Below are 21,962 nucleotides of genomic sequence, written 5' to 3'. Positions count from 1 at the left end.
TGTGCACAGAACAGCATACGCGACGGCGCATCAATTGTCCGTCGCCGGACGATCCCAGTACTGATATTTGTAGGCCGAACTCAGATGCCGCTCAATGGTGCCTTTGGCAAACACTTCGGTCTCATGCAAATAGCTCAGCGTGCAATTGCCCACCTCGTCCCACAACTGGCACTCATCCACCGATCGCAAAGTGCTGACCGGCGTGGTCGAGGTGCCGTGCAGCCGCAGTTCGCGCCACTGATTATCGTAGCTGTAGGTCTCTTTGCTGCGCGCGCTGGTGGATGCCACCACCAGCCCCTGCTGATTCCAGCGCCAGGTATTCTCGCCGTTAGTCAATTCATCGCTGCCGCGCGCAATACTTTTTTCCAGCCGGAAGTGTTTATCGTAGCGGTAAGTGGTATCGGTAAAGCCCTCTTTCCCCATGCTGGTAAATTTGTCCGAGGCGCTGATGATGTTGCCGTGTTGCCCCATCTGCCAGCTGATGGTGCCCTGCCGGTTATCCACCACTTCCTCTTTGCCCGCGCGGGTCACTTTAACCAGATAAGCATAGTCAGCCACCCAGCCGCGCTGCACGCGCGCGATATGCTGCTCCATGCTCAGCACCACGTTGCCTTCGCTTTTGTCATAGGTGATGTCAGCCACCATCAGATCGCCGCACTGGTCAAACTGCCCGAGCACGCGCTTCTGCGAGTTGACGTCTTTACCAAACTCCCCGGCCACCACCTGGCGCACCGCGCCTTTGGCATCGCCGCCCAGCATAATCCAGTTGTTGCTGCTGGTGATGTTTTTGCTCAGCGGCGGGCAGGTGCTGCTGGCGGCCAGCGCCGCGCCGGCAACGGGGAACAGCAGAATCACAACAGCATAAGGGAGGGATTTCATCAGCGTTATCCGCGCGTTAAGCCATAGAGTAATCAAAGCATCTTTTTCACCAATGCGCTATTCATGGCGAAGCGGCAGACAAAAAGAACCCCAGCAAGGAACTGGGGTTTGGTACTTGCAAACATCACGTCAGGTTTTCGGCGTGCTGCGCGGCAAAATTGGTACGGGTCAGGCGACCCGGTCAACGCTCATCTGCATCATGCTCTTCATGGCTTCGACGACATCGCCATCGACACAGGAGCGGCTGAATTCATCGGTTTCCGCTTCAGAACACATCGAGACACCGGCTTTACGGTAGCGCATCGGTGACGCGACGGCACGGCTGGCGGAGCTGTGGACTTCCTGCAATCCGCTGTCGAGGAACTTTTGCAGATTGCTGAGGCGCACGCCTGCCCCTGCCATAATGATTGGACCGGTGCTGTATTCATTTAGTTCCCGTAATAATGCAATTCCGGTTTCAGCGCTCTGCTGCTGACCGGAAGTCAGAATGCGGGCGATCCCTAAATCAGTCAGAACCTCCAGCGAACGCTTCGGGCTGTGGCACAAATCAAAGGCGCGATGGAAAGTCACCGCCATGCCGTCGCACAGCGCCATAATCTGCTGCATGCGTACCGTGTCGACGTGCGCATCTTCGTCCAGCATGCCAATCACCAGGCCAGGAAAACCCAGCTCGCGAATACGCGCCACGTCCGATTTCATCACCTCAAATTCGCGTGCGGTGTAACAAAAATCGCCGCCGCGCGGCCGCACGATCGGGTGGACCGGAATGGTCAGTTCACGTTGTGCGGCTTCCAGCATACCCGCCGAAGGTGTCAGTCCGCCTTCACGCGGAGCACTGCACAGCTCCACGCGATCGGCACCGGACGCCTGCGCAGTCATTGCGCAGTCGATGCCATAGCAACAAATTTCCAGTTTCGTCATACCTTGCTCCTTTTCATGACTGCTGGCTCGGGAGGAGTGCATCAGTTAGTCTGCTCATTCAGACAGTTTACGTGGAAAGCGCACTATGGCATTCGATTTTGATCAAGGGATAGACCGTCGTCACAGCGATAGTTTGAAATGGCACAAATATGGTGATCGCGATGTGCTGCCTTTGTGGGTTGCCGACACCGATTTTCGCTCGCCGCCGTGCATCATTGAGGCCATTAAACAGCGTGCCGACCACGGTGTTTTCGGCTATGGCGCGACGCCGCACGGTTTGATTGATATCACTATTTCCCGCTTAGCCCAGCGCTATGGCTGGCAGATTGAGCCAGAATGGATTGTGTTGCTGCCGGGCGTGGTGAGCGGACTGAATTTATCGGTCCGGGCATTTACCGAGTCGTCGCAGAGCACCGTGGCACCGACGCCGATTTATCCGCCGTTTCGCGCGGCGGCGCGGCTGGCGCAGCGCGCTCAGGTCAATCTGCCATTGCAATTGCAGCAGGATCGCTGGGTGATGCAGCTGGATGACAGCCAGATGCAGGGCAACGAGCGCCTGCTCATGCTGTGCAATCCGCAGAATCCGGGCGGCACCGTCTACCGCCGTGATGAACTGGAGGCGCAGCTGGCCTTTGCCCAACGCCACGATTTGCTGGTGTGCTCCGATGAAATCCATTGTGACCTGCTGTTGACGCCTGGCGTACAGCACATTCCGTTTGCCTCGCTGAGCGAAGACGCCGCCCAGCGCAGCATCACCCTGATTTCGCCGTCTAAAACCTTCAACATCGCCGGGCTGGGTGCGTCCATGGCCATTATCCCTCATCCCGAACTGCGGAAACGCTTTAAGCAGGTGCGTGAAGGCATCGTACCGGGCGTGGATATTCTGGCGCTGGTGGCGGCGGAAGCCGCATGGCGCGGCGGTGATGCATGGCTGGCGGACCAGCTTGCTTACCTGCGCGCCAATCGTGACTGGCTGGTGCAGCAGGTGAATGCGCTGCCGGAACTCAGCATGGTCGCGCCAGAGGCCAGCTATCTCGGCTGGATTGACGCCAGCCAGCTGGATGTTGCCAGCCCGGCGCTGTATTTCGAAAAACACGGTCTCGGTTTCTCGCCGGGCCGTGATTTTGGCGACGATCGCTTCGTGCGCTTCAACTTTGGCTGCACGCACGCCACCCTGCAGCAGGCGGTATCGCGCCTGCAGCAGGCGGTGGCAGCGCGGCGCTAAGTCTGTTCGCTGGCAACGATCTCCTCCAGCCGCCATGGATGAAACTTGATGGTAGTTTGCCCGTCCGTCACCGCTAAGGTCGGATTGGGCAGACGTTCATTTTCACCCTGCGGCGTGCTGGTTTTAAACGCGATGCCCGGCTGCGTCAGCGCCTCGTCTGCCAGCAACGCCATCGCACGCATGCCCAGCGTTTCCGGCTCGCCGCGCAACACAATTTCCACATGCTCCCAGCCTTCATGGCGATACAGCTTCTCACCGGGCCACGGCAGCTCGATCACATCCACCTGCCAGCCCGCGATGCGCAGCGGCTGATGCAACTTAAACAGGCAGATCGGCCGTCCATTAATCATCGCTTCGGAAAACTGCTCGCCGATTTGCATTAACCCGGCTTTCCAGCGTTCTGCCGTGGCGAACTGGTGACAGCGCACCGCCACGTGGTCCGCCTCGTGCTGCGTGAGGTCAAGACCGAGGCGTGCCGCAAAGTGTTGCAAAGCCTGTTCAAATCGGGACAGGTCTTGTTTTAAGTCACTCAGTTCTGAAGGAAAATCCAGATTCATACGTTAAATACCTCAAACTCAGTTCAGATCTTTTAATCAATAAAAAAACAGGGCTGCCGCAGCTTTCGCTTGACAAAATGCTCGGATTCATCCGATTTCACGCCAAAAACCTTCAAAAACCGCATAAATCGCCCCTCTCTTTCGGATTAATCGCGTAATCAGGTCCACACGTTACTTTATAAAAGCGCCTTAACCAACTGTTATTATTAACAATAGTTAATACAATGAGATAACTCTTATTTACCCGTCAATCAATTGCAGTAGCTGACCCTTTCTTATAAATTTGGGTTTCACAACTACAAGGAATGGCCCTATGTCTATGCTCATTGTTGTCGCGGTCCTGATAGCCTTGATGGGATTTGCAATTTCCCGCCACTGGAAGGTGCGTGAAGACAAAAGCGTTAAAAATCCCCGTCGCCACCCGCGCCGCCGTTAACCGGCGCGCGGGCCTGCGTCCAACGGCAGCCATAACCGATTGCTGACGCACCCCAACATTTCACGTATACTTCCCCTCTTATTTTTTCCGTCCCGACACGCACGCGGGATGACGACATCGGCTCGCCCTCAGCTGGCGGGCCTTTTCAGCATATGAAGGTAACGCGGTGAATATTCAGGCTCTTCTTTCCGATAAAGTCAGTCAGGCGATGGTGGCGGCAGGCGCACCGGCCGATTGCGAACCGCAGGTTCGTCAGTCTGCAAAAGTGCAGTTCGGCGATTACCAGGCGAACGGTATCATGGCCGTGGCGAAAAAGCTCGGTCAGGTGCCGCGCCAGCTGGCTGAGCAGGTAGTTCAGCATCTGGATCTGGCTGGCATCGCCAGCAAAGTCGACATCGCCGGTCCCGGCTTTATCAACATCTTCCTCGACCGCCAGTGGCTGGCACAGCAGGCCGCGCAGGCGCTGCAGCTGCCACGCCTGGGCGTCAGCGAAGTGACACCTCAGACTATCGTGATTGACTACTCGGCGCCCAACGTGGCGAAAGAGATGCATGTCGGTCACGTGCGATCCACCATCATCGGTGATGCCGCAGTACGCACCCAGGAGTTCCTCGGCCATCACGTCATCCGCGCTAATCACGTCGGTGACTGGGGTACACAGTTTGGCATGCTGATCGCCTATCTGGAGAAGCAGCAGAACGAGCATCATGAAGATATCGCGCTGGCTGATCTGGAAGCCTTCTACCGCGAAGCGAAACGCACCTATGACGAAGACGAAGCCTTCGCCGAGCGCGCCCGCGGTTACGTGGTGAAACTGCAGGGTGGCGACGAATATTGCCGCGCCATGTGGAAGAAGCTGGTGGATATCACCATGAGTCAGAACCAGCAGGTGTATGACCGCCTTAACGTCACCCTGACGCGTAAGGATGTGATGGGTGAAAGCCTGTATAACGACATGCTGCCGGGCATCGTCACCGATCTGCGCGAAAAAGGGCTGGCGGTGACCAGCGAAGGCGCCACCGTGGTTTTCCTTGATGAGTTCAAAAACAAGGAAGGTGAACCGATGGGCGTGATCATCCAGAAGAAGGATGGCGGCTATCTCTACACCACCACCGATATCGCCTGCGCCAAATATCGCTATGAAACGCTGCATGCCGATCGCGTGCTGTACTACATCGATTCCCGCCAGCATCAGCATCTGCAGCAGGCGTGGACCATCGTGCGCAAAGCGGGCTATGTGCCGGAGTCAGTGCCGCTGGAGCACCATGCGTTCGGCATGATGCTGGGCAAAGATGGCCGTCCGTTCAAGACGCGCAGCGGTGGCACCATCAAACTCTCCGATCTGCTGGATGAAGCCGTTGAGCGCGCCCATGCGCTGGTCAGCGAGAAGAATCCGGAGATGAGCGCGGCAGAGCTGAAAGAGCTGGCGGAAGTGGTCGGCATCGGCGCGGTGAAATACGCCGACCTGTCGAAAAGCCGCACCACCGATTACATCTTCGACTGGGACAACATGCTGGCGTTTGAAGGCAACACCGCGCCGTACATGCAGTATGCCTACACGCGTGTGCTCTCAGTATTCCGTAAAGCGGGCATTGAGGCAGACAGCCTGCACGGTGATATCATCCTGACTGACGAGCGCGAAGCGCTGCTGGCGACCCGTCTGCTGCAGTTTGAAGAGACCATCACCCAGGTCGCGCGCGACGGCACGCCGCACGTGATGTGTGCTTATCTGTACGATCTGGCCGGTCTGTTCTCGGGCTTCTATGAGCACTGCCCGATTCTCTCCGCCGAAGAGGAAAACGTACGCAACAGCCGTCTGCAGCTGGCTGCGCTGACGGCGAAAACCCTGAAGCAGGGGCTGGATACGCTGGGCATCAAAACCGTCGAGCGAATGTAAGCCTAAAAAAACCCGCTGCGGCGGGTTTTTTATTGGCTATTGGCTATTTGCTATTGGTAATTGACCATCACTTCACTGCTCACCACCCGCAGGCCGGGCGGCAACGCGCCCTGCCCCTGAAATCCGAAAGCCAGATGCAGCGTTTCATCGGCTGCCACGTTGGCGAGCCCGCGTGTGCTGCCGCTGGCGCCGTCCAGCTCCACGCAGCGCTGGCTGGCGCACAGCCGCACCACCAGCCCTGATGGTGCAGGGCGGCTCAGCGTGTAGCGCCAGTTCACCAGCGAAATAGTCCCTGCAGCCGCCGAGGGCGCTTTAAGCGCCGGCGACAGCAGCCAGTTGCCGCGCACGCCAAGGCTTGGGCCGCTGGCGCTGGCCTGCCACGCACCGCTGGCGGCTTTGCCCGTTAGCGGCAGCGCCAGCAGCGCCGCCAGCAGCCATGAGAGCGTCACGCCGCGCATTATTTGCCGCCTATGGTAGCAGTCATGCGGATCTGCCGGTTATCGGTCAGCTCCATATTGGACAGCACCACCAGCTGCGGCAGGTTGCGGCGCAGGAAGCGCGCCAGCAGCGCCCGCAGCGGATGGTTAACCAGCAGCACCGGCGGCGCACCGGTCATCTCCTGCTGCTGCAGCGCGGCCTGCGCCTGCATCAGCAGTCGATCGGCAAGACCCGGTTCCAGACCGCCACCGCCCTGCAGCGCCTGCAGCAGCAGACGCTCCAGTGTGGCATCCAGTCCAATCACCTGCACTTCGCCGTTGCCCGGGAACCACTGCTGGGTAATCGCACGGCCCAGCGCGACGCGTACCACGCTGGTCAGTTCCTGCGGATCGTTCTGCACCGGCGCATGTTCGGCCAGCGTTTCGATAATGGTGCGCATGTCGCGGATCGAAACGCGCTCGGTCAGCAGATTTTGCAGCACTTTGTGCAGCGTGGTCAGGGTGATCACGCCCGGCACCAGATCTTCCGTCAGCTTTGGCATCTCCTGGGTGACGCGGTCCAGCAGCTGCTGCGCTTCCTGACGCCCAAACAGCTCGCTGGCGTACTGGCCGATCAGGTGATTAAGGTGGGTCGCCACCACGGTACTGGCTTCCACCACGGTGTAGCCCTGAATCTGTGCCTGCTCTTTCAGCGCGCTGTCGATCCAGATGGCCGCGAGGCCAAACGCCGGGTCAACTGTCGCTTCACCCGGCAGCGTGCCCGCCGCCGTGCCCGGGTTGATCGCCATCCAGCGTCCCGGATAAGCATCGCCGCTGCCAATCTCCACGCCCTTCATCAGGATGCGATAGCGCGCCGGCGGCAGCTCCATGTTGTCACGAATGTGCACCACCGGCGGCAGGAAGCCGACCTCCTGCGCCACCTTTTTACGGATACTGCGGATACGCCCGAGCAGCTCGCCGTTTTGCAGATGATCGACCATCGGAATCAGGCGATAGCCCACTTCCATGCCGAGCGAATCTTCCAGCTGGACGTCGGTCCATGAGGCTTCGACCGTGGCCGGCGTCTCCTGCGTTTTCACCACGCTGGAGGCTTCACTTTGCTTCTTCGGCTGCATTTCGCGGCCGCGCAGCCACCAGGCCAGGCCGAGCAGCGCCGCGGTGAACAGCAGGAACACAAAGTTCGGCATGCCGGGCACCAGGCCCAGCAGGCCAATCACGCCGGCGCTCAGCATCAGCACGCGCGGATTGTTAAACAGCTGGCCCACCATCTGTTCGCCGACGTCCTGATCGGTGCTGACGCGGGTAACGATGACACCGGCAGCGGTAGAGATCACCAGCGCCGGGATCTGCGCCACCAGGCCGTCACCGATGGTCAGCAGCGTATAGGTTTCCCCGGCATGGCCGAGATCCATACCGTGCTGCACCACGCCCACCAGCAGACCACCGATCACGTTGATCACCATGATCAGGATGCCGGCGATGGCGTCGCCGCGCACAAACTTACTGGCACCGTCCATCGAGCCGTAGAAATCCGCTTCCTGGGTCACCTCGGCGCGCCGGCGTTTGGCTTCGTCTTCACCAATCAGGCCAGCGTTCAAATCGGCATCGATCGCCATCTGCTTGCCGGGCATACCATCCAGCACGAAACGCGCGCCCACTTCGGCGATACGTCCGGCACCTTTGGTGATGACCATGAAGTTGATGATCACCAGGATGATGAATACCACGATACCAATGGCGAAATTACCGCCGACGAGGAAGTGACCAAAGGCTTCAACCACGCGCCCGGCGGCATCAGCACCCGTATGCCCTTCGAGCAGGATGATACGCGTTGAGGCGACATTCAGCGCCAGACGCAGCAGCGTTGAGAACAGCAAAATGGTCGGGAAGGCAGCGAATTCCAGCGTGCGCTGGGTGAACATCGCCACCAGCAGCACCATGATGGACAGCGCAATGTTGAAGGTAAACAGCAGGTCAAGGATGAACGCCGGCAGCGGCAATACCATCATCGACAGGATCAGCATGATCAGCACCGGACCAGCCAGCACCTGCCATTGCGTGTCTTTAAAATTGCCCGGTAAACGCAGCTTTTCGGCCAGATTAGCCATGGTTGGTGTTCTCTCCTGCAAAGTCCATCTCTGCCGGGACCGGCAGATGTTTTGGTTTGTTTGGAATCAGGCCGCCTTCGCGCTTCCAGCGTCGCAGCTGCCAGACCCACGCCAGCACTTCTGCCACGGCGGCATAGAGCGCGCCGGGAATAAACTGGCCAATTTCCGTATGACGATAGAGCGCACGCGCCAGCGGCGGCGCTTCCAGAATCGGTACGCGGTGCTCTTTTGCTATTTCACGAATGCGCAGGGCAATGTCACCGGCGCCTTTGGCAATCACTTTCGGCGCACTCATCTTGCCTTCCTGATACTGCAGCGCCACCGAGTAGTGCGTCGGGTTAGTCACGATGACGTCCGCCTTCGGCACGTCGGCCATCATGCGGCGGCGGGCGGCGGCACGCATCGCCTGGCGGATACGCCCTTTAACGTGCGGATCGCCCTCGTTCTGCTTGTGTTCATCGCGAATTTCCTGGCGCGTCATGCGCAGCTTTTTGAAGTAGCTGTAGAGCTGCCAGAACACATCAAAGCCAACCATCGGGATCAGTCCCAGCATCACCAGCGCACAGCTGATGGCGGTCATCGACAGGCCATGCTGCAGCGCATTCACCGGCGATTCGCTCATTAGACGCAGCATCTCCTGCCAGTGACTCCACAGATACCAGCCAGCCACCAGTGCCACCAGCACCGCTTTGAGGATCGCCTTCACCAGTTCCGCCCACGTCTGACCGGAGAACATGCGCGCAATGCCCGGTAACGGGTTGAGCTTTTTAAAATCGAATTTGATGGATTTTCCGCTGATGTTGATTCCGCCCAGAATCATCGGCGCGGCGATGGCAACGATCACCAGCCCGGCCATCAGCGGCAGCAGCGCGATCACCGCCTGCATCACCAGGTTGCCGATGTGCGAGACGATAATTTTATCGTCGTTGACCATGCCGTGGTCAAAGCGGAAGCCGGTGGCCACCATGCTGGCCAGCCGTTGCGCCATATTGTGGCCGCCCAGCCAGATGATCAGCAGCCCGGCCAGCAGCATCAGTACCGAAGTCAGCTCGCGCGAACGCGGAATCTGCCCCTCCTGCCGTGCTTTCTCAAGTCGGTGGGGGGTGGGCGATTCTGTTTTGTCCTCGTTGCTCTCTTCAGCCACGACATACCTCAGCTGGCAGGAATTCTGAGCATAGGATGCCAAAACCCTTCGGGTCTAAAGCGCGGATTAAGCGAGAAAAAGATGGGTTTATTTAGCCATAAGTGAAATCAGGCCCTGCGCTAACCTGGTGCGGGCCAATCACCAGCGCACGGTTCCGCGACCTTTGCTGCTCATTACGGATTAAGTGGCGCAGCCAAGCAAAAGCCGTGCCGGACTGGCTGGGTTATCGGCGCGGCTGCGCCCGGAAATTCCGAAAATCTTAAAATTGTTTCGCCGCGCAATCTTTTTTCATCTAAAAAATAGATAAATCTTATTTACCAATTCCCCTAAGCACCATCAGGGGGCAAATGTCGCGCCGCACGCCAGCCGCGCTTGCTTACGCAAATAAATTAATGCAGCTTATCTATCATCCCAGCCAGAACGATCGTGGCGTGCCGTTAAGGCGTTTTTTCGCCCGGTAGCACGGGATTTGCCGCGGTGCAATGGTTTGAATTCTCAAAAGTCTTAGGTAGACTTAAGTCAGCACTATCTTTCTGTAATTTGACTGTTTTTTAGTGGCCTTCTCACTGCATAATCTGCCCGCCCGCTAAGTGCGTGCCGGATACAACTCTGCAGCGATACTGATGAAAATTTGAGGATCATGGTGAATAAGAGTCTCTTGCTAACGCTGCTGGCGGCTTTAACGCTGGCGGGATGTAAAGCGCCTCCACCGCCCGTGACGGATGACACCCTGGTCACCAGCGAAGTGAACGGCGTAAAACTGGTTCATCGTCATGCAGTGGCAGCACCCGGTGAATTTACCCCGGTGAATGAGAGCTTTCGCGCGCTGTATGCCGCCTCTGTGATGACCCTGCCGGATTACGGCGGCAAAGTGGTGCGTTATCTTGATAACGCCCAAACCTTTGAGGTGCTGGGTCGCGTCGAGCACAACTGGCTGGCGATTGCAGAAGAACCCAGCGGTCAGCTGATTGGCTATGTGCCCCCCAAAGCTGGCGTGGAGAGCAGCCGCTATGACGCCACGCTGCGCAGCGACCGGCCGCGTCCCCGTCGTACTAAACAGGTCTGCGTGGCCGTGGGCGGCGCTAGTAAAGCATGCCGCACAAATGATACCGCGACCTGGATCTTAGACTGATGATGCAATCCGGCGCATATTGCCCGCAGCACACCGCTGCTTTGCGGGCTAACCGTTCCGTTATTGCCAGGATAATCGAGATTTAATGACTCAGGACTCCCTTGCCCGCGATGGCATTGTCGCGGGCAACGATAACCTTTTGCTGAATGCCGCAGCCCCGATTCTGAATGCCGTCGTGCGTATACGGCAGGCGGCGACGCACGACGATCCCGCTGGCCTGCGTCAGCTACTGATTGAAGAGATCCGCCAGTTCGAGCAACGCTGCAAGCAGGCGGGTTTGCCGTTTGAGATGATCATCGGTGCACGCTACTGCCTGTGTAGCGTGCTGGACGAAGCGGCGGCGCAAACCCCCTGGGGCACGCGCGGCGTCTGGTCCGGCAACGGCATGCTGGTGACCTTTCATAACGAAAGCTGGGGCGGCGAAAAAGTGTTCCAGCTGCTATCGCGCGTGTCGCAAAGCCCGCAGCAGCATTTATGGCTGCTGGAAGTGATTCACTACTGCCTGCTGCTGGGCTACGAAGGGCGCTATCGCGGCAGCGACAGCGGACGCGCGCAGTGTGAAGGCATCCGTAAACGGCTGGCGCAGCTGATTGCGGAAATCCGCCCGGCACCACCACCGCGCGCGCCGCTGGTGGAAGTCCATCCGCTGGTCAGCACCCTGACGCGACCAATGGTGCCACTGTGGGCCTGCGTCACGCTGGCTACGTTGATTGCCTGTCTGATCTACAGCGGGCTCAACTGGCGGCTGGGCAATGCGGCCGAACCGCTGCTGCGCGCCATCTATCAAACCCCGCTGCCACAAATCATGCCGGGGCGCCGCCCCACCTCACCGCAGGCGCTGCTCGATCTGCATCAGCGTCTTAACGATGTGATTGCCGCAGGCCAGCTGGAAGTGAGCGACGGTGCCTTTGGCAGCAAAGTGATCATCCCTGCGGACAAGCTGTTTGCGCCGGACGGTACGGTGGTGAACCAGGTTGGCCGCGCGCTGCTGGCGCACGTGGCCAGCGCGATGAAGACGGTAAAAGGCACGGTGCTGGTATCGGTCTATACCGATAATCGTCCGGTGGATGGTCGGTTCGCCTCCAGCTATGAATTCTCCTTCGCCCGCGCCCGTGCCGTTACGCAACTGCTGAATACGCAGCTGGCGGACGGTCACAGCGTTAAAGCCGAAGGCCGCGGCGACAGCAATCCGCTCTTACCCAATGACAGCAATGAAAACCGCGCCCGCAATCGCCGGGTGGAGATCACCCTGTTTGCGGCACCGGAAACCCTCGGCAATCATCAGGGAGGCCAGTGATGCGCGCATCACTCCAACATCTGTTAACCCATCGCCTGCTGTGGGGCCTGATTGGCGTCACGGCGCTGAGCTGCGTGCTGTGGATGCTCGGTCCGCTGTGGAGCTGGGGTGACACCCGTCCACTGGAGCCGGTATTCCCGCGCCAGCTGGCGGTCGGCCTGCTCTATTTCTGCTGGGTGCTGTTCCAGTTTATTCCCGCCATCTGGCGCGGCTGGTTTAACAGCAAGCTGCTCAATCGCCTGCAGGAAATGAGTCACGAAGAAGCGTCCGATCGCCAGGCGACCGAGACGCTGCTGACCCAGCGCTTCAGTGAAGCGGCGCTGCGGCTGAAACGCACCCAGTTTGGTCGCCGGCATCAGAAAAGCTGGCTGGCGCGTTTTCAGAGTCACTATCTGTATCAGCTGCCGTGGTACGTGATGATCGGCGCGCCCGGCGCCGGTAAAACCACCGCGCTGCTGAATGCTGGCCTGGAGTTTCCGTTAACTGACAGCCTCGGCAAAGAGGCGGTACGCGGCGTCGGCGGCACGCGTCACTGCGACTGGTGGTTCACCGACAGCGCAGTCTTAATCGACACCGCGGGCCGTTACGCACTGCAGGAGAGCCAGCGCGCGCGCGACGGCGCCGAGTGGCACAACTTCATAAAACTGCTTAAGCGCTACCGCACGCGCCAGCCGATCAACGGCGTGATCATGACCATCAGCGTGGCCGACCTGCTGACCGATTCCGCCGAAGCACGTCACGCCCAGGCCAGCGCGCTGCGCAGCCGCATGGTTGAGCTGCATCAGCAGACCGGCATTCATTTCCCGGTGTATGTGATGGTCACCAAAACCGACCTGCTTAAAGGGTTTATGAGCTTTTACGGCAACCTGAGTAAGCCACAGCGCGATGCCATCTGGGGCTTCACCTTCCCGTGGGAACCGGGCAAGCCGCATAAAGATGACTGGCACCGCAGCTTTAGCGAGCGCTTTCAGCAGCTGGAGCAGCGTCTGCAGCAGCAGCTGGCCGACGTGATGGCCGGCGAGCGCGATCTCACCCAGCGCGCCGACAGCTTTCTGTTCCCGCAGGAGTTCAGTTCGCTGCGTCCGTTACTCAACGAATATCTCGACGTGGTGTTTTCCCGCCATCAGGATGAGATTGCCTGGTCGGCGCGCGGCCTGTTCTTCACCAGCGGTACCCAGGAAGGTCTGCCGTTTGACCGCATCATGGGCGAACTCAACCGTAAGCTACAGCTGCCACACACCGGCGAGTCGAGCCTTGCCGCGTGGGACAGCGTTAACCGCAGCAATCCGATTCCGGGTACCAAAGGCCAGAGCTTCTTTATTCGCGACCTGTTAAGCGACCTGGTGTTCCGCGAAAGCGGCCTCGCCGGCAGCAACCGTCACTGGGAGTATCGTAACCGGCTGCTGCACTGGATCGGTTACGGCGCGCTCACCGGCGCGCTGGTGCTGCTCTCCGGTTTATGGCTCACCAGCTACGTGCAGAATCAGCGTTATCTCGATCAGGTCGCGGCGCGTATCGGGCCGATTACCGCGCAAAGTCAGCAGGTTATTCATCAGCCAGCCGATAATATTTTTGATCTGCTACCCTTCTTAAATAATCTGGTGAAACTGCCGCTGTCGGCGCATTTTTCTCTCGACAATCCACCGCTTACCATGCGCGCTGGACTGTATCGCGGTAACCAGGTGAGCGATGCCGCATGGGTGCTTTATCAAAATGCGCTTAAGTCTTTACTGCTGCCGCGCGTGGCCCAGCAAATTACCAACCTGCTGCGTGACGATCCCGGCACCGACAATGACTACAGCCGCAATGCGCTGCGCGCTTATCAGATGTTGTATCAGCCGCGTAACTATGACGGCGAATTTCTGCGCGGCTGGCTGATGCAAAATCTGCAGCGCACGCTGCCGGACAACGTCAGCGCGCGCGATCTGCAGCAGCTTGACTGGCACCTTAGCCAGCTGCTCGATCAGCAGATTCAGTCGTCGCCTTATGCGCGCGACAATGCGCTGATGATGCGTAAGCTTGCGGAAAATCTGAAAAATGCCGGTCAGAATGGCCGTATGCTGGCGGTTGCGCCACACACCGTATCGCAGCGATTGACCGGACACAGTGAGTAATGGTGAGGTAACCATGGCGAGTTACACCGCGCCGGGCTGGTATGGCAAATTACCGGCCACCGGTGATTTTCTGCGCCAGCGGCTCAGTGAAGCCACGGTGACGCCGTGGAGCCACTGGTTTCAACAAGGCTTAATCCACTGGCATCAGCAGGAAGAGGCCAGCACGCAACAGTTTTTACGCGCGCCGGTATGGAATTTTGTCCTGCCGCTATCGCCGCTGCGCCAGCAGGTGCAGCTGGGCTGTCTGCTGCCCTCGTGCGATCGCGTCGGCCGTGCGTGGCCGCTGCTGGCGCTGCACAGCATTCCGCTCAGCGCGTGGCATGCTTCACAACTGGCGATCTCCGGCGACTGGTATCAGGAACTCGGCGCGCTGCTGTGGCAGGCGGTGCGCGATCGCCTCAGCCCGGACGCGCTGGAGACGCAGATTCAGCAGCTGGCTCCGCTGCTGCTGCCGGATAAGCAGCGCAGCGACATCATGGATGTGATTGGTTTTGACGATTTGCCCTGCACCCTGAGCTGGCGTGAAGTGGCCGACCGTTTTGATCCCCAACAGCACATTAGCTACTGGTGGAGTAATCGCAGTGACGGCTTTGCCCACGCCACGCATAAACACAGTGGCCCGCTCACCGCGCAACTTTTTTCGTTATTGTTTAACCCGGCGGCGGGTGCCCAGCCGGGACGTAATGGCCTCTATCCACCGATGTTTGAGTAGGCCAGTGCGCTTGCCTTGTTAACGGGATGACTCATGCAATTTACCATTGTGCAGTGCAATACGGATGTGCCCGCCAAAACCGTCGCGTTTAGCCCGCCTGGCGGGACCATTGGCCGCAGCCAGGATAACGACCTGGTGCTGCCCGACGAATCGCGCGCTATCTCGCGCCTGCAGGCGCTGGTGCACCTGTCGCCAGACGGCGAGTGCCGCCTGACCAATCAGGGCAGCGTCACTTCAGTGGTGCTGAACGGCGTGGCGCTGCAGCGCGGCTCGCAGGTGCGGCTGCGCCACGGCGATACGCTGCAGATTGGCGAATATGGCCTGGAAGTGCGCGACCCGGCGTGTCAGAACGCACCGCAGGATGATCCGCTGGCGTTTTTTGCTGACAGCGCCGCCGATCCGCTGGGTATGCAGCAGGACGAAAGCGTGCCGGAACCGGAAGTGCTGTCACAGAGTGACAGTCCGCGTCACGAACGCCGCCCGGACGCACGCCTGGCGATCGATCCGCAAAGCGATGCGCCCGTGATGCCAGCCGTGCTGGCAGGCGTCGATCAGGACAAACTGATCGCCGCGCTGCTGGAAGGCATGGGCCTGAATAATGGCCACCAGACGCCGATCACCGAAGAGCAGATGCGCGTCACTGGCCGCATGCTCAGCCTGTTTTCGCAGGGTACGGTTGCCCTGCTCTCTTCGCGCTCCATCCTCAAGCGCGGCGTGAAAGCCGACATGACGATGATCCTTAACGAAGCCAACAACCCGTTTAAAATTCTGCCTTCCGGCAAAACCGTGCTGATGCAAATGTACCAGAGCCAGATGCCTGGCTTTATGCCACCGGAAGCAGCGGTGCGCGATGCGCTGGTGGATTTACAGGCGCATCAGCTGGGAATGATTGCCGGCATTCGCGCCATCATTGCCGCGATGCTGCAGTCGTTTAATCCGCAGCGTCTGGAAGAGGAAGCGCGCAAAGACGGCGTGCTGCCTAAGATGCCGTTTAGCGGCGGACGCAAAGCGGCGCTGTGGGACTATTTTCTCCGTCACTATCAGCGCACTGCGGGCGAGATTGAAGATGACTTCCACACCCTGTTTGGTGAAGCCTTTCTGCATGCCTACGACATGGAAGTGAATCAGTACAAAGATTCCCAGACGCGGACCGAAGACGCATGAAGATGAAGTTTGCCAGCCGCTGCCAGCAGGGTATGCGTGACGAAAACCAGGATCGCACCGGTGCCGAAGTCGATGAACAGAAAGCCTGTTTTCTGGTGTGCGACGGCGTGGCCGGTCTGCCCGGCGGCGATTATGCCGCCCAGCTGGTGCGCGATACCCTGCTGACGCAGCTGCAGCAAGGCGACACGTTCACGCTGGAGAGTACGCGCGCGGCGATTGAAAAGTGTCAGCAAACGCTGGTCAGCGCCCAGGGGAACAATCCGAATTTTTCGCGCATGAGCACCACCCTTGCCGCCCTGTTTATTGACCGCACAACGCAGCGCGCATGGTGGGCGCACGCTGGTGATAGCCGGGTTTATCACTTCCGCCACGGGGTGCTGCATCAGGTGACGCGTGACCACAGTCTGGCGCAGCAGCTGCGCGAAGCCGGCTATGAAAATACCGGCATTAACAGTAATTTACTTTATAATGCGCTGGGTATTGAGCCGGCCCGACCGGCCACCTTCAGCGAGGTGATTGAGCTGACCGATGGTGACGCATTTCTGGTCTGTACCGACGGTTTCTGGCTCAACCTCACCACCGACGAAATGGAACAGGCACTGCGCATGGTAAACGCCTGCGAAGAGTGGCTGGCATTGATGGAACAGGCCGTAAACCGCAGTGTTAAAAGCGACAATCTCAGCGCTCTGGCAATCTGGATTGGCGAACCGCAGGACGCGACGCTGCTTTATTCCCAGGCTGATGCGGCACGTTTTCTGCCGTCACGTTATTGATTGCAAGGATCATTATGAAACTGTGGTTGCCGGGCGTTGCCGCCCTGTTACTGGCCCTGAATGCGCAGGCGGAAGATTACCGGGTGGTCTACTCGCCCAGCCTGTCGCTGGAAGTCTATATCGATAACGTTGCCAGTAATGCGCCCGACGACTGGTGTAAAGAGACGCTGCCGCTGCGCATCGTATCCGGTAAAAGCAGCGACACCAGCATTCTTACCAGCTTCCTGCCGCGCGTCGGCACGCTGCTGGCGAACCAGTGTGGCCTGCTGGATGAGATCCCCTGGCAGATGACCAGCAAAGAGGGCAGCGTGCTGGCTAACGGCAGCGCGGCAAAACTACAGAACTGGCGGCCGATCATCCTTAACGACGCGACCGCCAGCGCCAGCGCCAATACCGCAGCGCCGCTGGATTTATCGCGTCCGGCCGACAGCACGCCGCTGCAGCACTTCGCCCTGCCCGGCGGCTGCCATTTCCGTACCTGGTGGGATGAAAACGGCGGTTCGCTGTTTATCCCTGAGAACCCGCAGCAGCATTGCTCAACCGAGGGCTGGCTGGAAGGTCCGGCGGCGATGACGCTGCTGAGTGACGGCAAAACGCGCAGCCAGACGGTAACCTTCCTGCAGGGTTATCCCATCGCCGATCTTACGCTGACCCGCGCGCCGCTGGAGGTGGTGGCGGTGAACAAACAGCGCATGATTGTCACGCGGCCCGATGCCAGCGATAGCTGGCTGGTGCTGGCGTTTGATGCTCAGCAGCACGTCTGGCGCTTCAGCGGCACGCTGCTGATTAAAATGGATAAAAACACCGGCACGGATAGCGAAGCGGTGAAATCGCGGGTTGATAGCTTACGCGGCATCTGGTCGCCGCAGTTTATGCCACAGCAAAAAGTGACTGTGTTACTGATTGACACCCTGCACGCCGATCTGGCCGATCCGGCAATTGGTGCCTGGCGTAACATTAATTAATTAGCGGTTGTTGCCCGCCGTCACCGGCGTGACGGGGCGCTACAGGACGTGTTCAGAGAGCTCACTATGTCGGCAAACGAAAATCATACCCCCAATGCCCTGCCTGCGGGCTACCGGTTTAACGAGTTTGAAATCAAGGAAGTGATCGGCGGCGGCGGCTTTGGCATTGTCTATCGCGCCTGGGATCATCAGCTGGAACGCACTATCGCCATCAAAGAGTACATGCCGGTGTCACTGGCGGTACGCGGTGCGGATCTGGCGCTGGAACTGCGCGGCGAGCGCTTCCAGAAACTGTTTAATGCCGGACGCAACAGCTTTATTCAGGAGGCACGGCTGCTAGCGCGCTTCAATCATCCCGGTCTGCTGCACGTCCTGCGCTTCTGGGAAGAGAACGGCACGGCTTACATGGGCACGCTCTACTACAGCGGCATGACGCTGAAAGAGTGGCAGCTCACCAGCCCGGACAGCATTGACGAAGCGTGGATTCGCCGTCTGTTGCCGCCGCTGTTTGGTGCCATCAACACCATTCACACCGCCGGTTACCTGCATCGTGATATTTCGCTCGATAACATTCAGATTCAGGAAAACCAGCTGCCGGTGCTGCTCGACTTTGGCTCGGCGCGCAAAGAGATTGGCAACCTGTCGGATGAAACCGAGATCATGCTCAAGCCGGGCTTCGCGCCGATTGAGCAGTACAGCGAAGAGGGGGAAGTCGAACAGGGACCCTGGACCGATATCTACGCGCTGGGCGCGGTGCTGCATACGCTGATCACCGGCCACGCGCCGCCGGTCAGCGTGGTGCGCTGCATTGAAGATAACTACCAGCCGCTGGTGGAGCGCAAGCCTGAGGGGTATTCGCTGCCGCTGCTGCACGCGATCGACTGCGCGCTGGCGATGAAGCCGGAAGACCGTCCGCAGAGTATTGATGCTTTTGCCCGGCTGATCGATCTGCCGGTGAGCGATGTCGAAGCGCTGGTGACGACCTTCCCGGTGACCGCGGAGAGCCAGCCCGTGCCGGAGCCGGTAGCGGCCGTGCCGGAACCGCAGGTAATGGCGGTTAATCATGCCGCCGCCGCGATTGAACCGGTGACGCCGCGCAATGTGCGCCGTTTGTCGCCTGCCCTGCTCGCCGCCGCTGCCGTGGCGTTGCTTGCCGTGGTGGTCGTGGTGTGGAAAGCCAATCGCCCGAGCGACGCACCGCCGGTGGCGGCCAGCAGCGCCCCGGCGGCGACCCCATCAGCGGGCAGCGCGCCCGCCAGCAGCGCACCAACCATGGCGACGGTTTATCTGCAGTTGCAGGCAGGGGAAAATATCGTGCTGAACGGTGAAGCGAAGGATGTGAAACCCGCCAGCAGCGGTTTCGCCTCGCTGAATCTGGCGGCAGGCAGCTATCGTATTGAAGTGCATCACGGCAGCCAGGTGCGCAGCCAGATGCTGACGATTAACCAGCCGGGCACCTGGCTGATTAATCCGGGTAATTAAGGTTAGCCGCGCGCGGCGCTCTGCTGCAGCGCGCGCACTTCGGCCGCCAGGCGCGTTAACGCCTCTTCCTGCATGCCGCGTTTGCCCAATTCCTGTTCCAGCGAGAACAGATACTGCGCGTTGCTGCCGAGCGGACCGCTGGCCTGAGCGATCAGCGGAGCAATGGTGCTGCGGCAGGAGTCGGCTTCATACAGCGGATGACGCGGATCCATGATAAACACCAGCGCCGTAACCGTGCGGCCATCCTCCAGCGTCAGTTCACACCAGGTGGGCAGATAGCAGCCGGTGATCATTTCCCGTTTCCACAGCAGCTCAAGCTCTTCATGCAGGCGCGCTTCCGGCAGGCGAAACGCCAGACCACTGGTAGAACCGCCCTCTTTCAGCGCCAGCATCCGTCCCGGTGCGGCAACGGTGCCGCGTCCGGCGGTCAGTCGCAGGCAAAAGGCACGATGCCAGCCCTCAAGCCGTCCGGTCGCCACCTCTTCCGCTTCAAAGACCGGGTTCCACATCAGGGAACCGTAGCCGAAGATCCACACCGGGCTTTGATCGGGACGACAGGCAAGTGTGGCGCAGAGCGACGCGGCGCGCTTCTCACAGCTCCACAGCAGCGCTTCGTCAATATCACCAAATGAAGTTTTGCAATCCGCTTTTAGTAAGAATTCCCGGGTTAACACTGCGATCTCCTCTACTGCGCTGACCTTCCTGTCGATATGGCTCCCTGAATCTGCGATTTTACAGGCGGCGCCCGCGGCGTCGACTTAAGACAAGACAGTAATGCATTTGCCATAAACGTTTCAAGATTGACCCCGATCACAAAGGGGAAATTATCTGTAAATAGCATCGGCTGCCTGGCAGGATTCTTGAACGAAGCGCGGAGAAGTGTGAAGCGGGCCGCAGTGGCCCGCGCGGGAGCTAGTGTTTAGGATGCCACTTGTCGTCCTCGCCTTTGGCGTACTCTTTTTTGACCGCCGCCCAGGCGACTTTGTGTGCCACCTGCTCGCGCGATTCATCACCGCGACGATCGTCTTCATCTTTATACTGATCCCAGGCGCTGTTAAACGCCTTTTGGTAGATGGTTTGCGCATGGCCCGGCAGCACGTGGCGCACGCTGTCCGGCAGTTCCCGGTTCGATGAATAAGGCATAGTTCCTCCTGTTTCAGGTTCCCTGTATAAGTCTGGAAGAGAACGGCAAAAACGCAAACCTGCTATTTCATACTTCTGCCAGCAAATAAGGCGGGTAGTGAGGATAAGGCCAGATGATTCAGTTCTGTTCTTGCTCCTTTCACGCAGGATAGATGAGAAACACGCACTCTTAACCTGCTGATGAAAAGGGTTAATTCGCTGATTAGCGCTAATTTCACTTCGTTCAGGTAAAAATGACAAAAAGTAAAAACGCGTAAAAAATCTGCGTGAGCAGTGGTGAAAAGTTACACTGCGCTTCGTCAGATGAGTCACTATATTTATCAGGCAGCAATTGCCTGTTTTTGTTCTTTTTGCCGAAGAGGATGGCGCATGGCTGGACATGAGAAGACCCGACACAGCGAGTATTCGCTGATTTTCCCGATTCTGGCGCTGGCGGTGCTGAGCTTTTTTGGCGGCCAGACAGCGCTTCTGCCGGTAATCGGCATCAATCTGCTGGCGCTGGTGGCGATTTTAAGCAGCGCCTTCAGCGTAGTACGTCACGCCGACGTTCTGGCGCACCGGTTAGGTGAACCCTACGGCTCGCTGATCCTCAGCCTGTCAGTGGTCATTCTGGAAGTGAGCCTGATTTCGGCGCTGATGGCGACCGGCGATGCAGCGCCCGCGCTGATGCGCGATACGCTCTACTCCATCATCATGATCGTTACCGCCGGACTGGTGGGCTGTGCCCTGCTGCTAGGCGGGCGTAAATTTGCCACCCAGTACGTTAACCTGGCCGGCGTGAAGCAGTACATGATCGCCATTTTCCCGCTGGCGATTCTGGTGCTGGTGTTTCCTAATGCCCTGCCCGGCGGCAATTTCACCACCGCGCAGGCGCTGATCATTGCGGCGATCTCTGCGGCGATGTACGGCGTGTTCCTGCTGATTCAGACCAAAACCCACCAGAGCCTGTTTGTTTACGAGCATGAAGACGAGAGCGATGATGGCGACCCGCATCACGGCAAACCTTCCGCGCACAGCTCGCTGTGGCACACCGCGTGGCTGATTGTGCATCTGATTGCGGTGATCAGCGTGACCAAGATGAACGCCAACTCGCTGGAAATGCTGCTTACTGAAATGAACGCGCCGGAGCAGTTTACCGGTTTCCTCGTCGCGCTGCTGATTCTGTCGCCGGAAGGTCTGGGCGCAATCAAGGCGGTGCTGATGAATCAGGTGCAGCGCGCGATGAACCTGTTTTTCGGTTCGGTGCTGGCCACTATTTCATTGACGGTGCCGACGGTGACCATTATCGCCACCCTGACCGGTCAGCAATTGATTTTCGGCCTTGAGCCGCCGCATATGGTGGTGATGAGCGCGGTGCTGATTCTGTGCCACATATCGTTCTCCACGGGCCGCACCAACGTGCTCAACGGCGCAGCACATCTGGCCCTGTTTGCCGGCTATCTGCTGACGATTATGCTGTAACGTGGAATTAAGTGGTCGCCATAAATGGCACCCTACAGCGCAGGGTGCGCATTCATGCGCATCAGGTGTATCGGTCGTCATGAACGGCGACCGTACAATGTAGGGTGCGCATAAA

20 protein-coding genes are annotated in these 21,962 nt (G+C 59.0%); 12 read left to right on the top strand and 8 right to left on the bottom strand.

What is annotated here, in order from left to right; genetic code table 11:
- Positions 1-30: 30 nt before the first annotated feature.
- Both OXR61_RS00100 and cutC read right to left on the bottom strand, forming a co-directional pair.
- On the bottom strand, positions 31-879 hold the full coding sequence (locus OXR61_RS00100) for a hypothetical protein (RefSeq protein WP_241798681.1): 849 nt from the start codon (positions 877-879) through the stop codon (positions 31-33).
- A 168-nt stretch (positions 880-1,047) separates the two neighbouring features.
- Complete coding sequence (gene cutC / locus OXR61_RS00095) at positions 1,048-1,800, bottom strand: copper homeostasis protein CutC (protein WP_021509959.1); 753 nt, start codon at positions 1,798-1,800, stop codon at positions 1,048-1,050.
- Positions 1,801-1,885: 85 nt separating this feature from the next.
- Here cutC and OXR61_RS00090 point away from each other — a divergent pair, with 85 nt between their 5' ends.
- The gene (locus OXR61_RS00090) at positions 1,886-3,025 is read left to right on the top strand and encodes a PatB family C-S lyase (RefSeq protein WP_125310396.1); all 1,140 of its coding nucleotides are present in this window, start codon (positions 1,886-1,888) and stop codon (positions 3,023-3,025) included.
- Here the strand turns inward: OXR61_RS00090 and OXR61_RS00085 are convergent.
- On the bottom strand, positions 3,022-3,582 hold the full coding sequence (locus tag OXR61_RS00085; protein ID WP_241798680.1) for a VOC family protein: 561 nt from the start codon (positions 3,580-3,582) through the stop codon (positions 3,022-3,024). The two genes, OXR61_RS00090 and OXR61_RS00085, sit on opposite strands and share 4 nt — an antisense overlap.
- Positions 3,583-3,895: 313 nt before the next feature.
- Here OXR61_RS00085 and OXR61_RS00080 point away from each other — a divergent pair, with 313 nt between their 5' ends.
- Together OXR61_RS00080 and argS are read left to right on the top strand one after the other, a co-directional pair.
- On the top strand, positions 3,896-4,018 hold the full coding sequence (locus OXR61_RS00080) for a hypothetical protein (RefSeq protein WP_007889544.1): 123 nt from the start codon (positions 3,896-3,898) through the stop codon (positions 4,016-4,018).
- Between the two features lie 166 nt (positions 4,019-4,184).
- A complete protein-coding gene (gene argS, locus OXR61_RS00075; RefSeq protein ID WP_241798679.1) occupies positions 4,185-5,915 on the top strand; it encodes an arginine--tRNA ligase in 1,731 nt (576 codons plus the stop codon).
- A gap of 50 nt (positions 5,916-5,965) precedes the next feature.
- On the opposite strand, the gene OXR61_RS00070 is transcribed toward argS, so the two are convergent.
- Genes OXR61_RS00070 through flhB form a run of 3 tightly spaced genes read right to left on the bottom strand, consistent with a single transcriptional unit; the run spans position 5,966 to position 9,604 of the window.
- A complete protein-coding gene (locus OXR61_RS00070) occupies positions 5,966-6,373 on the bottom strand; it encodes a flagellar protein FlhE (protein WP_104093213.1) in 408 nt (135 codons plus the stop codon).
- A complete protein-coding gene (flhA, locus tag OXR61_RS00065; RefSeq protein WP_125310400.1) occupies positions 6,373-8,460 on the bottom strand; it encodes a flagellar biosynthesis protein FlhA in 2,088 nt (695 codons plus the stop codon). The genes OXR61_RS00070 and flhA overlap by 1 nt, the downstream gene beginning before the upstream one ends.
- A complete protein-coding gene (flhB, locus tag OXR61_RS00060; protein WP_021509953.1) occupies positions 8,453-9,604 on the bottom strand; it encodes a flagellar biosynthesis protein FlhB in 1,152 nt (383 codons plus the stop codon). The genes flhA and flhB overlap by 8 nt, the downstream gene beginning before the upstream one ends.
- A 640-nt stretch (positions 9,605-10,244) precedes the next feature.
- On the opposite strand from flhB, the gene OXR61_RS00055 reads away from it, so the two are divergent.
- The 8 genes from OXR61_RS00055 (at position 10,245) to OXR61_RS00020 (ending at position 19,243) form a co-directional block, all read left to right on the top strand.
- A complete protein-coding gene (locus OXR61_RS00055) occupies positions 10,245-10,736 on the top strand; it encodes a hypothetical protein (RefSeq protein WP_021509952.1) in 492 nt (163 codons plus the stop codon).
- 85 nt (positions 10,737-10,821) lie between these two features.
- Positions 10,822-12,033, top strand: coding sequence for a type IVB secretion system protein IcmH/DotU (gene icmH / locus OXR61_RS00050; RefSeq protein ID WP_021509951.1), 1,212 nt, complete (start codon positions 10,822-10,824; stop codon positions 12,031-12,033).
- Complete coding sequence (gene tssM, locus OXR61_RS00045) at positions 12,033-14,147, top strand: type VI secretion system membrane subunit TssM (protein WP_021509950.1); 2,115 nt, start codon at positions 12,033-12,035, stop codon at positions 14,145-14,147. The genes icmH and tssM overlap by 1 nt, the downstream gene beginning before the upstream one ends.
- A 13-nt stretch (positions 14,148-14,160) precedes the next feature.
- The gene (tagF, locus tag OXR61_RS00040) at positions 14,161-14,859 is read left to right on the top strand and encodes a type VI secretion system-associated protein TagF (protein ID WP_021509949.1); all 699 of its coding nucleotides are present in this window, start codon (positions 14,161-14,163) and stop codon (positions 14,857-14,859) included.
- A gap of 33 nt (positions 14,860-14,892) precedes the next feature.
- A complete protein-coding gene (gene tagH, locus OXR61_RS00035) occupies positions 14,893-16,023 on the top strand; it encodes a type VI secretion system-associated FHA domain protein TagH (protein ID WP_021509948.1) in 1,131 nt (376 codons plus the stop codon).
- Positions 16,020-16,796 (top strand): PP2C family serine/threonine-protein phosphatase, encoded by a 777-nt coding sequence (locus OXR61_RS00030; RefSeq protein ID WP_021509947.1) that lies wholly within the window; start codon positions 16,020-16,022, stop codon positions 16,794-16,796. Before tagH ends, OXR61_RS00030 begins: the two co-directional genes overlap by 4 nt.
- 14 nt (positions 16,797-16,810) lie before the next feature.
- Entirely contained in the window at positions 16,811-17,761 is a 951-nt protein-coding gene (locus tag OXR61_RS00025; protein WP_021509946.1) for a hypothetical protein, read from the top strand.
- Positions 17,762-17,827: 66 nt separating this feature from the next.
- The gene (locus tag OXR61_RS00020) at positions 17,828-19,243 is read left to right on the top strand and encodes a serine/threonine-protein kinase (RefSeq protein ID WP_058771211.1); all 1,416 of its coding nucleotides are present in this window, start codon (positions 17,828-17,830) and stop codon (positions 19,241-19,243) included.
- Positions 19,244-19,245: 2 nt separating this feature from the next.
- Here OXR61_RS00020 and OXR61_RS00015 read toward each other — a convergent pair whose 3' ends face one another.
- Positions 19,246-19,917, bottom strand: a complete 672-nt coding sequence (locus OXR61_RS00015) for a gamma-glutamylcyclotransferase (protein ID WP_021508695.1) — start codon at positions 19,915-19,917, stop codon at positions 19,246-19,248.
- A gap of 238 nt (positions 19,918-20,155) precedes the next feature.
- A complete protein-coding gene (chaB, locus tag OXR61_RS00010; RefSeq protein ID WP_021313035.1) occupies positions 20,156-20,386 on the bottom strand; it encodes a putative cation transport regulator ChaB in 231 nt (76 codons plus the stop codon).
- Positions 20,387-20,755: 369 nt separating this feature from the next.
- Between chaB and chaA the strand changes: the two genes are divergently transcribed.
- On the top strand, positions 20,756-21,847 hold the full coding sequence (gene chaA / locus OXR61_RS00005) for a sodium-potassium/proton antiporter ChaA (protein ID WP_021508693.1): 1,092 nt from the start codon (positions 20,756-20,758) through the stop codon (positions 21,845-21,847).
- Positions 21,848-21,962 lie beyond the last annotated feature (115 nt).

It is taken from the genome of Pantoea sp. GM_Pan_4, from assembly GCF_026541005.1.
GTDB classification, from domain to species: Bacteria; Pseudomonadota; Gammaproteobacteria; order Enterobacterales; family Enterobacteriaceae; genus Pantoea; species Pantoea dispersa.
This window is presented reverse-complemented; position numbering and strand designations above follow the sequence as displayed.

Bases quoted from the DNA above. Each gene is read 5' to 3' on its own strand.
- OXR61_RS00100 (WP_241798681.1), bottom strand. From the start codon at position 879: ATGAAATCCCTCCCTTATGCTGTTGTGATTCTGCTGTTCCCCGTTGCC.
- cutC (WP_021509959.1), bottom strand. From the start codon at position 1,800: ATGACGAAACTGGAAATTTGTTGCTATGGCATCGACTGCGCAATGACT.
- OXR61_RS00090 (WP_125310396.1), top strand. From the start codon at position 1,886: ATGGCATTCGATTTTGATCAAGGGATAGACCGTCGTCACAGCGATAGT.
- OXR61_RS00085 (WP_241798680.1), bottom strand. From the start codon at position 3,582: ATGAATCTGGATTTTCCTTCAGAACTGAGTGACTTAAAACAAGACCTG.
- OXR61_RS00080 (WP_007889544.1), top strand. From the start codon at position 3,896: ATGTCTATGCTCATTGTTGTCGCGGTCCTGATAGCCTTGATGGGATTT.
- OXR61_RS00070 (WP_104093213.1), bottom strand. From the start codon at position 6,373: ATGCGCGGCGTGACGCTCTCATGGCTGCTGGCGGCGCTGCTGGCGCTG.
- flhA (WP_125310400.1), bottom strand. From the start codon at position 8,460: ATGGCTAATCTGGCCGAAAAGCTGCGTTTACCGGGCAATTTTAAAGAC.
- OXR61_RS00055 (WP_021509952.1), top strand. From the start codon at position 10,245: ATGGTGAATAAGAGTCTCTTGCTAACGCTGCTGGCGGCTTTAACGCTG.
- icmH (WP_021509951.1), top strand. From the start codon at position 10,822: ATGACTCAGGACTCCCTTGCCCGCGATGGCATTGTCGCGGGCAACGAT.
- tssM (WP_021509950.1), top strand. From the start codon at position 12,033: ATGCGCGCATCACTCCAACATCTGTTAACCCATCGCCTGCTGTGGGGC.
- tagF (WP_021509949.1), top strand. From the start codon at position 14,161: ATGGCGAGTTACACCGCGCCGGGCTGGTATGGCAAATTACCGGCCACC.
- tagH (WP_021509948.1), top strand. From the start codon at position 14,893: ATGCAATTTACCATTGTGCAGTGCAATACGGATGTGCCCGCCAAAACC.
- OXR61_RS00030 (WP_021509947.1), top strand. From the start codon at position 16,020: ATGAAGATGAAGTTTGCCAGCCGCTGCCAGCAGGGTATGCGTGACGAA.
- OXR61_RS00025 (WP_021509946.1), top strand. From the start codon at position 16,811: ATGAAACTGTGGTTGCCGGGCGTTGCCGCCCTGTTACTGGCCCTGAAT.
- OXR61_RS00020 (WP_058771211.1), top strand. From the start codon at position 17,828: ATGTCGGCAAACGAAAATCATACCCCCAATGCCCTGCCTGCGGGCTAC.
- chaB (WP_021313035.1), bottom strand. From the start codon at position 20,386: ATGCCTTATTCATCGAACCGGGAACTGCCGGACAGCGTGCGCCACGTG.
- chaA (WP_021508693.1), top strand. From the start codon at position 20,756: ATGGCTGGACATGAGAAGACCCGACACAGCGAGTATTCGCTGATTTTC.